We start from the raw sequence: 13,709 nt of genomic DNA on the forward strand, positions 1-13,709 counted from the left end.
GGCCGCGCCCGGTCACGGAGATCGGGCGCGGCCCCCTCTTGTTCGCCCTCGTCCGGAGCGTCGTACCGCCGCGAGGCGCTAGAACGTGCCCAGCTTCACGATCGACAGCAGGGCGATGAGCTGGATCGCGGACGCGCCCAGGGCCTTGGGCCAGGGCAGGTCGTGGGAGCGGGAGACCATCAGGGTGAGCAGGGCGCCGGCCGCCACCCAGGTCGCCCAGCCCAGGAGCTGGACGAAGGACGCGTCGCCGCCGAAGAACATGGCCACGATCAGACGGGGGGCGTCGGTCAGGGACATGATGAGCATGGAGAGTCCGACCGTGGGCTGCCACGCGCCGTCGCCGCCGAGCTGGCGGGCCAGGGCGTGGGTGACGACGCCCAGCACGAACGCCGACAGGACCATCGCCACGGCGGTCGTGAGGACGATCGGGATCGCGTTCGACAGGGTGGCGTTGATCGCGTCCTGGCGGGCGTCCTCGAAGCCGAAGACCGCGAGCAGGCCGTAGAGGAAGGTCACGACGAGGGCCGGGCCCCACATCGTGTAGTCCCGCATCTGGAGGAAGGTCTGCTTGGGCGAGAGCAGGATGCCCTTCAGCAGCTCCTTCCAGTGCAGTCGGGGGCCCACGGGTCCGGCCGGGGCCGAGCCCGCGCGGTAGGTGCCGCCCGGGCTGTAGGGGTCCTCGTCGACCGAGAACGCCTGGGTGTGGCCCGGGTTGTTGGCCGCGTACGGGTCATGGCCGCCCTGCGGGTGCGGGGCGCCCGAGCCGTCGCCGAAGTACTCCGGCTCGTCGTAACCCCCGCCGCCGCCCTGGGTCCACTGGCCCGGGTGGGGCTGCGGCGCGGGAGGGTAGCCGTACGGCTGTCCCTGGGGCGCCTGCTGCCCGTACGGAGGTTGTTGCGGTCGCGCGTGAGGAGCGCCGTTGTCCCGGCCGCGTCCGATCCTGAATCCAGCCACGCCTTCGAACGTACCTGGTCCCGGGGAACCACGTGTGCGCCCGGGGTTTCGGGAACGGCTTTGCTGCCGAGCTGTGACATCCCCTAAGGGGGCTCTCAGTCGTCCCCTACGGGGCTTGTCAGGAAGGCCGAGGTGGAGAAGGTGACGGACGGCTCGGCGGCGACCAGACCCTTCTTCGCCCCGGCGAACACCGCCACGGTGTCCTTCGTCTCGCTCCGGTAGGTCCGTACCGCGAGGTCCGCGCGGCCGTCACCGTCGAAGTCGGCGACCGCGACGACCCGGGTGGTGCCAGTGGCGGGGGGTTCGACGGTCACCGTCGCCTCGGTGGACGGGCCCGTCGTACGGCCCTTGAAGACGCGCAGGCGCGAGCCGCTGGAGACCAGTTCGCTCAGGCCGTCGCCGTCGAGGTCGGCGGCGTCCAGGACCGATCCGGGGGAGGCCAGGGAGCCCTTCGCGGCGGTCGGGAGGTCGTAGCGCAGGGACGTTCCGCCCATCGCGCCGACCGCCGCGTCCAGGGCCCTGCCGCGGCCGAAGGAGCCGAGCGCCACGTCGATTCCGGACGGCAGCACGGCTCCGGTGCGGGTCGGTCCCGCCGGACCGCCGAGGACCACGGCGGCGGGGCCGGTGCCCTGGGTCGTACGGACGACGAGGTCGTCGTAGCCGTCGCGGTTCACGTCGGCGGCCGGGCCCGTGGGGACCTCGCCCGGTGACCGGACGGGGGCGTCGGCCTCGCGTGGGGCGCCCTTGCGGGTGAACGGGCCGCGCAGGTAGGTGAGATGACCGCCGGTGGCGTGCAGGACGAGGTCCTCGGCGTCGTCGCCGTCGAAGTCGCCGCAGACCGGCTGGTCGGGCCAGTCGTTGCCGACGCGGGCGGCGGGCGGGACGGTGAGGTGAACGGCCCTGCCGGTCAGGCCGGTCGGGGAGCCGAAGAGGATCTGGAGCGGGACCGGGGGCCGGCCCTGGCCGTCGTAGGGCGGGTCGGTGGAGACGACGAGGTCGGTGAAGCCGTCCTGGTCGAGGTCGCAGGTGGCCTCCGCGTCGAACAGGGCGGGGAGTTGGCCGTCGGTGGCCGCGCCCTGCCGGGCCGGGGTGATCAACTGCCGGGCGCCCGGGACGAGTCCGCGCTCGCTGCCGTAGACGATGCCGATGCCGGGGTCGTCGGCGTGGGCCTGCGCCTTGACCAGGTCGCCCAGGACGAGGTCGCGGTGGCCGTCGCCGTTGAAGTCGTCCGGGGTCCTGCTGCCGTCGCCCTTCGGGACGGGCAGGCGGGCCGGGGCGTCGGCGATCCGGACCGGGGTGCGCTCCGCGGAGCCGGCGTGGTGGGTGGGGCCGCACCCGACGACGAGGAGGAGGGCGGCGGCGAGGGCGGAGAGGGCGGTGGGGGCGGTGAGCAGGGTGCCGCCCGGACGCTTGGGAACCGTCACGCGTCTCCTCGCCTGACCTGTCCGGCCTGCTCGGCCTGTCCGGCCTGCTCGGCCCGCGCGATCCGCTCGGCCTGCCCGACCAGTTCGGCCCGTACGATCCGCTCGGCCCGCTCGGCCCGCTCGGCCCGCTCGCCCTGCCCAGTCCGCAAGATCCGCTCGACCTGCCCGACCTGCCCGACCTGCCCGACCTGCCCGGCCTGCCCGACCTGCCCGGCGCGCTCGACCTGCCCAGCCCACACGATCCGCTCGACCTGCCCGATCCGCTCGGCCTGCTCGGCCCGCCCGATCCGCCCGACCTGCCCGACCCACCCGACCCGCACGATCGGTTCGGCCCGCCCGACCCGTACCGTCCGCACCCGCACCGCTCACCTCGTCAGCATCATCGACAACGACCCGGGTAATGATGCACGTGTTCGACAGGTGACGACAGCCCCGTACAGCCCTGGAGTCAAGTGGTGGACGCGGACGCGGTGTTGCACGTCCTGGACGTGTTGCGGCGGGCCGGGACCGAGGTCTGGGTCGGTGGCGGCTGGGGGATCGACGCCCTGGTCGGCGAGCGGACCCGGGACCACCGGGACCTGGACCTGATGCACCGGCGGGAGCAGGAGCCCGCCGTGCTGGCGGCCCTGGCCGGCGCGGGCTTCGTGGAGAGCCTCGACCTGCGGCCGGTGCGGTTCGTGGTCACCGACGGCGGCGGACGGGAGGTCGATCTGCACCCGCTGGTCTTCGCCGGCGACGGTTCCGCCGTTCAGGCGTCCGGGGTGCCGGATCGCCCCTTCCGGTACCCGGCGTCCTGCTTCGTGACCGGGACCGTCGGCGGGACGGCCGTCCCGTGCCTCTCGGCCGAACAGCAGGTCTACTTCCACCAGGGCTACGAGCCGACGGAACGCGACCGGCACGACATGGCCCTGCTGCGGCGCGTCTTCGGCATCGCGACCCACTTCTGAGCGGAGCCCCGGAACGACGCGGCGCCCTCCGGTCCGGTGGGACCCGAGGGCGCCGAACGGCACGGTGGCGACCGCTACTTCACCGGCTCCGGCTCCGGTGTGCTCTCCGCCTCCGGGGCGTCCTCCGGGTCGACCGGGGTCTTCACCGACTGGAGCAGGAGCTGGGCGACGTCGACGACCTGGATCGACTCCTTCGCCTTGCCGTCGTTCTTCTTGCCGTTCACCGAGTCCGTGAGCATGACCAGGCAGAACGGGCAGGCCGTCGAGACGATGTCCGGGTTCAGGGACAGCGCCTCGTCCACGCGCTCGTTGTTGATGCGCTTGCCGATCCGCTCCTCCATCCACATCCGCGCACCACCGGCGCCGCAGCAGAAGCCGCGCTCCTTGTGGCGGTGCATCTCCTCGTTGCGCAGGCCGGGGACGCCGGCGATGATCTCGCGCGGAGGCGTGTAGATCTTGTTGTGGCGGCCCAGGTAGCAGGGGTCGTGGTAGGTGATGATGCCCTCGACCGGGGTGACCGGGACGAGCTTGCCCTCGTCGACGAGGTGCTGGAGCAGTTGGGTGTGGTGGATGACCTCGTAGTCGCCGCCGAGCTGCGGGTACTCGTTGCCGATGGTGTTCAGGCAGTGCGGGCAGGTCGCGACGATCTTCTTCGCGGACTTGGGCTTGGCGGACTCGGCGACCACCTTGCCGTCGTCGTCCAGCTCCTCGCCGAACGCCATGTTCAGCGCCATGACGTTCTCCATGCCGAGCTCCTGGAACAGGGGCTCGTTGCCGAGGCGGCGGGCGGAGTCACCGGTGCACTTCTCGTCGCCGCCCATGATCGCGAACTTGACGCCCGCGATGTGCAGCAGCTCGGCGAAGGCCTTGGTGGTCTTCTTCGCGCGGTCCTCCAGGGCGCCGGCGCAGCCGACCCAGTAGAGGTACTCGACCTCGGTGAGGTCCTCGATGTCCTGGCCGACGACCGGGACCTCGAACTCGACCTCCTTGAGCCACTCCAGGCGCTGCTTCTTCGCCAGGCCCCAGGGGTTGCCCTTCTTCTCCAGGTTCTTGAGCATCGTGCCCGCCTCGGACGGGAACGCGCTCTCGATCATCACCTGGTAGCGGCGCATGTCGACGATGTGGTCGACGTGCTCGATGTCCACGGGGCACTGCTCGACGCAGGCGCCGCAGGTGGTGCAGGACCACAGGACGTCCGGGTCGATGACGCCGTTCTCCTCGGCGGTGCCGATGAGGGGGCGCTCGGCCTCGGCGAGAGCCGCGGCGGGCACGTCCTTCAGAGCCTCGGCGGACGCCTTCTCCTCGCCCTCCATCGTCTTGCCGCCGCCGGCCAGCAGGTACGGGGCCTTGGCGTGCGCGTGGTCGCGCAGGGACATGATCAGGAGCTTGGGGGAGAGCGGCTTGCCGGTGTTCCAGGCGGGGCACTGCGACTGGCAGCGGCCGCACTCGGTGCAGGTGGAGAAGTCCAGCAGGCCCTTCCAGGAGAACTGCTCGACCTGGGAGACGCCGAAGACGTCGTCGTCACCGGGGTCGGTGAAGTCGATCGGCTTGCCGCCGGAGGTCATCGGGAGCAGGGCGCCGAGCGAGGTCTCACCCGTCGCGTTCCTCTTGAACCAGATGTTCGGGAAGGCCAGGAAGCGGTGCCAGGCCACACCCATGTTGGTGTTCAGCGAGACGACGATCATCCACACGAAGGACGTGCCGATCTTGATCATCGCGACGAGGTAGACGAGGTTCTGCAGCGTGGCGACGCTCAGGCCCTTGAAGGCCAGGACCAGCGGGTACGAGGCGAAGTACCCGGCCTCGTAGCCGTCCACGTGGTGCAGCGCGCCCTCGAGGCCGCGCAGCACGTAGATGGCGAGGCCGATGGTGAGGATGACGTACTCGACGAAGTACGCCTGGCCCGCCTTGGAGCCGGCGAAGCGGGACTTGCGGCCGGGGCGGGAGGGCAGGCTCAGCAGGCGGATGACGATCAGCGCGAGGATGCCGAGGATCGTCATCACACCGATGAACTCGATGTACAGCTCGAACGGCAGGAAGTCGCCGATGACCGGCAGCACCCAGTCGGCCTTGAAGAGCTGGCCGAACGCCTGCGCGAGGGTCGGCGGCAGGGTCAGGAAGCCGACGGCCACGAACCAGTGGGCGAAGCCGACGATGCCCCACCGGTTCATCCGGGTGTGGCCGAGGAACTCCTTCACCAGCGTCACGCTGCGGGCGTAGGGGTTGTCGGTCCTGCTTCCGGCGGGCACCGGCTGGCCCAGCTTGAAGTACCGGACGAACTGGCCGATGGCGCGCGCGAGCAGTGCCACGCCGACCACGGTCAGTACCAGCGACACGATGATCGCGGCGAGTTGCATTTCGGGGCTCCTCGGGCCTGCGAGGGTTCTACGAGCGAGATTACTAAGCGGTAACTTATGCAGTCCGTCTGAGAGTACCCCCATCCTCCGCCGCACTGTAGCCGGGCACGGGGTGATCTGAATCGCTGAGGGTTACCTTAAAACCCGATCGTGTTATTCGTGATGAATTGGTACATACGGCGCTAATTTAGGCTCGTGCTCTACGGGATCCTCGCCGCCACCTCCGCCCTGCTCCTCGCCGCCGTGCTCACCGCCGTGCTGCGGGTGGCCGCCCTGCGCCTCGGCATCGTCGACCGGCGATGGCGACGGCCCGTGCCGCTGTCCGGCGGCGTGGCGATGGTGGCCGCCACCTGCGGCGTGGCGTTCGTCGGGGACTGGCGGGGCGTCACCCCGCTCGGCCCCGACGTCGGACGCCTGCTCGTCGCGGGGGCCTGCGTGGCCCTCCTCGGCCTGGTTGCCGACGTGCGACGGGTCAAGGCACGGTTCCTCGTGGGCGGTACGGCCGTGGCGGCGGCCTGTGTCGTGCCGTACGAGGAGACGGGGGTGCTGGCCGGGATGTTCGCGGTCGGCTGGATCGTCTTCGTGGCGCTCGGGTTCAAGGCGCTCGACCACGCCGACGGGCTCGCCGGGACGGTCGGCGTGGTCACCGCCTTCGGGGCGGGGGCCTGCGCGGCGGCCGAGGTGATGGACGGCCTCGCCGTGCTGCTGAGCGTGCTGGCCGCCGCGCTGACCGGGTTCCTGATGCACAACTGGCATCCCGCGCGCGCGGGACTCGGCGCCTGTGGAGCCCTGTTCACCGGGTTCCTGCTCGCGTCCGCGGCCGTGACGACCCGCGCGGGACAGGAGCTGGGCTCCAGCGCCGGGGTGCTGTCCGCGCTGACGGCGGTGGTGAGCGCGGACGTCCTGCTCGTCGTCCTGGCCCGGGCGCTGTCCGGGCGGCCGTTGCTGCGCGCCGCCCCCGACCATCTCGCGCACCGGCTGCGCCGGCTCGGGCTGACTCCTCAAGGAGCGGCCGTGGTCCTCGGTGTCGCGGCCTTCGGCGGGGTACTCGTCGGCGTGCTGGTGCACCTCGGGTGGATCGCCGCGACCGGTGCCCTGTGGGTCGCCGGAGGGGCCTTGCTGGTCGTGCTGGCACTCCTTCGTGTCAAGTGCGGTAGCGCACACCGTCCGGTATCGACGCAGGTCAGAGCCCAGTTGCGTGTAAGGAACGGATAAGAGTTGAGCCCCCATGACTCAGGTCTGTTGACCGAGCCGGAACCGTCGTGCACACTTGAGCCTGTTCCACTCAAGTCAGCCTGGAGGAATTAACCATGGCACGTGCGGTCGGCATCGACCTGGGCACGACTAACTCCGTCGTCAGCGTTCTCGAAGGCGGCGAGCCCACCGTCATCACCAACGCCGAGGGTGCCAGGACCACGCCGTCCGTCGTCGCCTTCGCGAAGAACGGCGAAGTGCTGGTCGGCGAGGTGGCCAAGCGGCAGGCGGTCACCAACGTGGACCGGACCATCCGTTCGGTGAAGCGTCACATGGGCACCGACTGGAAGATGGAGCTGGACGGGAAGCCCTTCAACCCGCAGCAGATCTCCGCCTTCATCCTCCAGAAGCTGAAGCGGGACGCCGAGTCCTACCTGGGCGAGAAGGTGACCGACGCGGTCATCACCGTCCCGGCGTACTTCAACGACTCCGAGCGCCAGGCGACGAAGGAAGCCGGTGAGATCGCCGGCCTCAACGTCCTTCGTATCGTCAACGAGCCCACCGCGGCCGCGCTCGCGTACGGCCTCGACAAGGACGACCAGACGATCCTCGTCTTCGACCTCGGTGGCGGCACCTTCGACGTGTCCCTCCTGGAGATCGGCGACGGCGTCGTCGAGGTGAAGGCCACCAACGGTGACAACCACCTCGGTGGTGACGACTGGGACCAGCGGGTCGTCGACTACCTGGTGCAGCAGTTCAAGTCCGGTCACGGCGTGGACCTCGCCAAGGACAAGATGGCTCTCCAGCGCCTCCGTGAGGCCGCCGAGAAGGCCAAGATCGAGCTGTCCTCCTCCACCGAGACCTCGATCAACCTGCCCTACATCACCGCCTCCGCCGAGGGCCCGCTGCACCTGGACGAGAAGCTCACCCGGGCTCAGTTCCAGCAGCTCACCGCGGACCTCCTGGAGCGCTGCAAGACCCCGTTCTTCAACGTCATGAAGGACGCCGGCGTCTCCATCAACGAGATCGACCACGTCGTCCTCGTCGGTGGCTCCACCCGCATGCCCGCCGTCGCCGAGCTCGTCAAGGAGCTCACCGGCGGCAAGGACGCCAACAAGGGCGTCAACCCGGACGAGGTCGTCGCCATCGGCGCCGCCCTGCAGGCCGGTGTCCTCAAGGGTGAGGTCAAGGACGTCCTGCTCCTCGACGTGACCCCGCTGTCCCTCGGCATCGAGACCAAGGGCGGCATCATGACCAAGCTCATCGAGCGGAACACCACGATCCCGACCAAGCGGTCCGAGATCTTCACGACGGCCGAGGACAACCAGCCGTCCGTGCAGATCCAGGTCTACCAGGGCGAGCGCGAGATCGCGGCGTACAACAAGAAGCTCGGGATGTTCGAGCTGACCGGTCTGCCGCCGGCCCCGCGCGGGGTCCCGCAGATCGAGGTCGCCTTCGACATCGACGCCAACGGCATCATGCACGTGACCGCGAAGGACCTGGGCACGGGCAAGGAGCAGAAGATGACCGTCACCGGCGGCTCCTCGCTGCCGAAGGACGAGGTCGACCGGATGCGCCAGGAGGCCGAGCAGTACGCGGAGGAGGACCACCGCCGCCGCGAGGCCGCCGAGACCCGCAACCAGGGCGAGCAGCTCGTCTACCAGACGGAGAAGTTCCTCAAGGACAACGAGGAGAAGGTCCCCGCCGAGGTCAAGACCGAGGTCGAGGCCGCCGTCGAGGAGCTGAAGGCCGCGCTCAAGGGCGAGGACACCGCGGAGATCCGTACCGCCACCGAGAAGGTCGCCGCGGTCTCCCAGAAGGTCGGCCAGGCCATGTACGCCGACGCCCAGGCCGCCCAGGGCGCGGGTGACGGCGACGACGCCGGTGCCTCCCAGGCCAAGGCGGACGACGACGTCGTGGACGCCGAGATCGTGGACGACGAGCGCAAGGACGGTGCCGCGTGACGGAGGAGACCCCGGGTTTCGACGAGAAGCCCGACGTCCCCTCCGGCGCCACCCCCGACGACGCCGAGCCGAAGGCCGCCCCGCAGGAAGGGGCGGCCCCGGCCGGGGACGCAACAGCGCAGATCGCCGGTCTGACGGCCCAACTGGACCAGTCGCGCAAGGCGCTCGACGAGCGCACCGCCGACCTCCAGCGGCTCCAGGCCGAGTTCCAGAACTACCGCCGCCGCGTGGAGCGGGACCGGATCACGGTCAAGGAGATCGCCATCGCGAACCTCCTGACCGAACTCCTGCCCGTGCTCGACGACATCGGCCGCGCGCGGGAACACGGTGAGCTTCTCGGCGGGTTCAAGTCCGTCGCGGAGTCGCTGGAGACCGTCGCGGCGAAGATGGGTCTGCAGCAGTTCGGCAAGGAGGGCGAGCCCTTCGACCCGACGATCCACGAGGCCCTGATGCACAGTTACGCACCCGACGTCACCGAGACGACGTGCGTGGCGATTCTGCAGCCTGGGTATCGCATCGGCGAGCGCACCATCCGCCCCGCGCGGGTGGCCGTGGCCGAGCCGCAGCCGGGCGCGCAGGCGGTCAAGGCCGAGGACGGGTCCGAGGCCGGCGACGACAAGGACAACGGCCCTGAGGAGGGCTGAGGTCGAAGAGATTGATCGGGACACCGGAAAGGGGGCGCGTCGAGGATGAGCACCAAGGACTTCATCGAGAAGGACTACTACAAGGTCCTCGGCGTCCCCAAGGACGCCACCGAGGCCGAGATCAAGAAGGCGTACCGGAAGCTCGCCCGCGAGTTCCACCCGGACGCCAACAAGGGCAACACCAAGGCCGAGGAGCGCTTCAAGGAGATCTCCGAGGCGAACGACGTCCTCGGTGACCCCAAGAAGCGCAAGGAGTACGACGAGGCCCGCGCCCTCTTCGGCAACGGCGGCTTCCGTCCCGGGCCGGGCGGCGCGGGCGGCTCCTTCAACTTCGACCTGGGCGACCTCTTCGGAGGCGGCGCCCAGGGCGGGGGCCAGGGAGCCGGCGGCTTCGGCGGCGGTCTCGGAGACGTCTTCGGGGGCCTGTTCAACCGGGGCAGCTCCGGCACCACGCGCGTCCAGCCGCGGCGCGGGCAGGACATCGACACCGAGGTCACCCTCAGCTTCACCGAGGCGATCGAGGGCGCGACGGTCCCGCTCAGGATGTCCTCGCAGGCCCCCTGCAAGGCCTGTTCGGGCACCGGTGACGCCAACGGCAACCCGCGCGTGTGCCCGACGTGCGTGGGCACCGGCCAGGTGGCCCGGGGCTCCGGGGGAGGCTTCTCCCTCACCGACCCGTGCCCCGACTGCAAGGGCCGCGGCCTGATCGCGGAGAACCCCTGCGAGATCTGCAAGGGATCCGGACGGGCCAAGTCCTCCCGCACCATGCAGGTCCGCATCCCGGCGGGCGTCTCCGACGGGCAGCGGATCCGGCTGCGCGGGAAGGGGGCGCCGGGTGAACGCGGCGGCCCCGCGGGCGACCTGTACGTCACGGTGCACGTCGACACGCACCCCGTCTTCGGCCGCAAGGGCGACAACCTCACGGTGACGGTCCCGGTGACCTTCTCGGAGGCGGCGCTCGGCGGCGAGGTCAAGGTGCCGACGCTCGGCGGTCCCTCCGTGACGCTGAAACTGCCCCCGGGCACGCCCAACGGCCGCACCATGAGGGCGCGGGGCAAGGGCGCGGTCCGCAAGGACGGCACCCGGGGCGATCTGCTGGTCACCGTCGAGGTGAGTGTCCCGACCGAGCTGTCGGGGAAGGCTCGTGACGCGCTCGAGGCGTATCGCGAGGCGACCGTGGGTGAGGATCCACGGGCGGAGCTGTTCCAGGCCGCGAAGGGAGCTTGATCTGGATGGACGGCCGTCGACGCAACCCGTATGAACTGACCGAGGAGACCCCGGTCTACGTCATCTCGGTGGCGGCCCAGCTCTCCGGCCTGCACCCGCAGACGCTGCGCCAGTACGACCGCCTGGGGCTGGTGTCCCCGGACCGCACCGCGGGCCGGGGCCGGCGCTACTCGGCCAGGGACATCGAACTGCTGCGCACCGTCCAGCAGTTGTCGCAGGACGAGGGCATCAACCTCGCCGGCATCAAGCGCATCATCGAGCTGGAGAACCAGGTCGCCGCGCTCCAGTCGAGGGTGGCCGAACTCCAGTCCGCCGTCGAGGGCGCCGCGGCGGCCATGCAGCAGCGCGAGGCGGCGGTGCACGCGTCGTACCGCCGCGACCTGGTGCCGTACCAGGAGGTCCAGCAGACCAGCGCGCTGGTGGTGTGGCGGCCGAAGAAGGCCAAGGACTAGCCAGGACAGCGGAAAGGGCCCGGAGATCTCTCCGGGCCCTTTCCGCTGTGCGGGCGGGCTCAGTACCAGGACTCCCACATGCCGTACGCCGCCGAGCGGGCCACGGTCTCGGCGCCCGCGGAGTCCAGGAGGACGACGCGGTAGTAGTACAGACCCAGCAGGTCCTCGTTGACCGTCGTGTCCATGTAGGAGACGGCGTCGCCCGCCGCCCCCTCGGTCAGCGTGACGTAGGCGCCCGTGGCCGGGTCCCAGCGCTCCACGCGGTAGCCCGTGAACCGGGCGCAGTCGCCGAGGCCGGAGCTCTCGGAGCAGCCGACGTACAGGTCCGGGTAGCTGTCCTCACGGACCTCGGTCCCCGTCCAGCCCGGCGGCCGGGTGTCGGGCAGGGTGACCTGGACGTCGGCCGTGTGGAAGAACTCCGGGCCCTCGTCGTAAAGGGCGTCTACGGCGGCCACCCGGTAGACGTGGGTCGCGCCGTCGGGGACGGTCGGGCAGAGGATCTCGGTCTCGGCGAGCGAGTCCCCTGTCCAGCAGTTGCGCTCCCACGCCGTCTCGCCGGTGTCCGGGTCCGTGACGCCCTGCCACACGTAGTACGTGAAGACGTCGTCGTCGGCGGGCGGTGTCCAGGTCAGGCGTACGCCGAGCGGGATCTGTTCGGCGGTCAGGTTCTCCACCGGGGCCGGGCGCTCGGTGTCCGGGGTGGTCGCGGTGGCCGCCGGGCCGGGCTGCGAGGCGTGCCCGTAGGGGTCGACGGTCACGACCCGGTACTCGTACGTCGTCTCGGAGGCGCCGGAGACCTCGTGGCAGGTGCCGCGCAGCACCTGGCGTCCGGCGTAGGCCGGGGCGTCGTCGTCCGCCCACCACCAGCTCACCGAGGGGTCCGTCAGCGGCCCGCCGGAGGAACTGCCCGGCTTGCACTTGTCCACGACGACGGTCTCGCCGGTCGCCGGGTCGGTCCGCTCGATCCGGTAGGTGAGCAGCGGGGCGCTGTCGTGGGTCCACGGGTCGGCGCTCGCCCAGGAGACGTACACGCCGTCGCCGTATCGGGTCGCGGTGGTCTCGTACGGGGCGACGGCCTCCGGCCGGTCCGCCATGGCGAGGGCGATCTCCACCGGCGCGGAGGCGTTGCCCTTCGTGTCCTGGGCGCGCACCGCGTAGCGGTAGGAGTCGGCGACGGCGGCCAGTTGGCGCGGTACGACGTCGGTCTGCGTGGTGGTGCCGGCCGCGCCGGGCAGCGCGTCGAGCCAGCCGCCCGTGGCCGGGTCGTACTGCAGGACCTCGTACCGGGCGGCCCCGTCGACCGGCGACCACACCAGGTGCGGAACGCCCGAGCGGTACTCGGCACGGGCGTCGGCGGCGGTCGCCGGCGGGGTCATGTCGAACGTGGTGAACGGGGTGGCCGCCGAGTACGCGGACCAGTTGCCCACGGCGTCCCGGGCCCGGCCCCGGTAGGTGACCTTGCTGCCGTCGGCGGGCTGCCCGGTGTCGCATACCGCGCCCTTGGCGCCGGTGTACACGGTGGCCCAGGTGTTCGTGGCCGGGGCGAGCCGCTGGAGCTCGTACCAGGCGATGTCGGCCCGGTTCTCCGCGGTGGTGACGAGCTCCGGGGCCGCGTAGGGCTGCTCGTCCGGGCACGCGTCCATCTCCAGGAACGGCGCCGCGGGCGGAGTCGTGTCCACGGTGGTCACGGGCTGGTCGGCGGTGCCCCCCGAGGTGTTGCCGGCCTTGTCGCGGGCGCGCACCTCGTAGTAGTACGTGGCGCCGGTGGGCGGCGGGCTGTCGGTGTACGAGGTGGAGGTGGTCGTCGTGAGCGGCCTGGTGCCGTACGACGTCCCCTTGAGCCGCCGGTACACCTGGTACCCGGCGAGGTCCATCTCCTGGTTCCTCGCCCAGGCGACCTTCGTCCTGCGGGTCGCCTTGTCGTACGTGACCGAAGTGCCGGTCGGGACGAGGGGCTTGACCTTGTCGACGTCGGCCGAGGTCCGGGGCGTGTAGGTGACCTTGACCTTGGCGGCGCCGGTCCAGTTGGCGTAGTCGATGCGCAGGGTGTGCCTGCCGGACGGGACGGTGATGTTGGCGGTCCTGCTGACCGTCGTCGAGACGTTCTTCCAGAGGTCGATCCTGCGGACGCCGTCGAGGTAGACGCGGATGCCGTCCAGGCCGGTGGCGTTGAGGGCGAAGGGGCCGCCGGAGCCGAAGTCGCGGGTCAGGCTCCAGCGGACGCCGAAGTTGTCCTTGGGGAGCCCGGAGACGGGGGCGCCGGTCCAGGTCTGGTCGATCGCGTTGTCGCAGTCGGTCTTCTTCGGGGTGCCGGAGAAGGACGTGTTCGCGTAGAACTGCCGCTTGAACACGGGGGAGGCACACGTGACGGCGGCCGAGGCGGGGGCCGTGGTCAGGGTGAGCAGGGTGCCGGCGGTGGCGAGGACGACCGCGGCGGCGGTCGTCCCTCTGGCTGACTTCATTCGATCCTCTGGTCGGGCGTGGAACAGCAGTTGTGGGGCTGCTGTGATCACGACTCACGAGGTGTGAAGTTGGTTGTACCGGTG

General features: G+C 70.8%; 11 protein-coding genes. 6 read left to right on the forward strand and 5 right to left on the reverse strand.

What is annotated here, in order from left to right; all coding sequences use genetic code 11:
* Window positions 1-78 precede the first annotated feature (78 nt).
* The 3 genes from ACZ66S_RS19775 to ACZ66S_RS19785 form a co-directional block, all read right to left on the reverse strand.
* Window positions 79-954 (reverse strand): Yip1 family protein, encoded by an 876-nt coding sequence (locus ACZ66S_RS19775; protein ID WP_469902786.1) that lies wholly within the window; start codon window positions 952-954, stop codon window positions 79-81.
* 95 nt (window positions 955-1,049) lie between these two features.
* Window positions 1,050-2,348: an FG-GAP repeat domain-containing protein gene (locus ACZ66S_RS19780; protein WP_469903031.1), complete on the reverse strand. Its 1,299-nt coding sequence runs from the start codon at window positions 2,346-2,348 to the stop codon at window positions 1,050-1,052.
* Window positions 2,349-2,374: 26 nt separating this feature from the next.
* Window positions 2,375-2,734 carry a hypothetical protein gene (locus ACZ66S_RS19785; RefSeq protein WP_469902787.1) on the reverse strand — a complete coding sequence of 120 codons (360 nt, stop codon included), beginning with the start codon at window positions 2,732-2,734 and terminating at the stop codon, window positions 2,375-2,377.
* 99 nt (window positions 2,735-2,833) lie between these two features.
* Between ACZ66S_RS19785 and ACZ66S_RS19790 the strand changes: the two genes are divergently transcribed.
* Window positions 2,834-3,325: a nucleotidyltransferase domain-containing protein gene (locus ACZ66S_RS19790; RefSeq protein ID WP_469902788.1), complete on the forward strand. Its 492-nt coding sequence runs from the start codon at window positions 2,834-2,836 to the stop codon at window positions 3,323-3,325.
* Window positions 3,326-3,399: 74 nt separating this feature from the next.
* Here the strand turns inward: ACZ66S_RS19790 and ACZ66S_RS19795 are convergent, their stop codons facing one another.
* Window positions 3,400-5,682 (reverse strand): (Fe-S)-binding protein, encoded by a 2,283-nt coding sequence (locus ACZ66S_RS19795; protein WP_469902789.1) that lies wholly within the window; start codon window positions 5,680-5,682, stop codon window positions 3,400-3,402.
* Window positions 5,683-5,877: 195 nt separating this feature from the next.
* On the opposite strand from ACZ66S_RS19795, the gene ACZ66S_RS19800 reads away from it, so the two are divergent.
* From ACZ66S_RS19800 to ACZ66S_RS19820, 5 genes are all read left to right on the forward strand, one after another.
* On the forward strand, window positions 5,878-6,897 hold the full coding sequence (locus ACZ66S_RS19800; protein ID WP_469902790.1) for an MraY family glycosyltransferase: 1,020 nt from the start codon (window positions 5,878-5,880) through the stop codon (window positions 6,895-6,897).
* Between the two features lie 95 nt (window positions 6,898-6,992).
* Window positions 6,993-8,840, forward strand: coding sequence for a molecular chaperone DnaK (gene dnaK / locus ACZ66S_RS19805; protein WP_469902791.1), 1,848 nt, complete (start codon window positions 6,993-6,995; stop codon window positions 8,838-8,840).
* Entirely contained in the window at window positions 8,837-9,484 is a 648-nt protein-coding gene (gene grpE / locus ACZ66S_RS19810) for a nucleotide exchange factor GrpE (protein WP_469902792.1), read from the forward strand. Before dnaK ends, grpE begins: the two co-directional genes overlap by 4 nt.
* 45 nt (window positions 9,485-9,529) lie before the next feature.
* Window positions 9,530-10,711: a molecular chaperone DnaJ gene (gene dnaJ, locus ACZ66S_RS19815; RefSeq protein WP_469902793.1), complete on the forward strand. Its 1,182-nt coding sequence runs from the start codon at window positions 9,530-9,532 to the stop codon at window positions 10,709-10,711.
* A 5-nt stretch (window positions 10,712-10,716) separates the two neighbouring features.
* A complete protein-coding gene (locus ACZ66S_RS19820) occupies window positions 10,717-11,163 on the forward strand; it encodes a heat shock protein transcriptional repressor HspR (protein ID WP_469902794.1) in 447 nt (148 codons plus the stop codon).
* Between the two features lie 59 nt (window positions 11,164-11,222).
* On the opposite strand, the gene ACZ66S_RS19825 is transcribed toward ACZ66S_RS19820, so the two are convergent.
* Entirely contained in the window at window positions 11,223-13,625 is a 2,403-nt protein-coding gene (locus ACZ66S_RS19825) for a PA14 domain-containing protein (protein WP_469902795.1), read from the reverse strand.
* Window positions 13,626-13,709 lie beyond the last annotated feature (84 nt).

Source organism: Streptomyces sp. NPDC107471, from assembly GCF_055582845.1.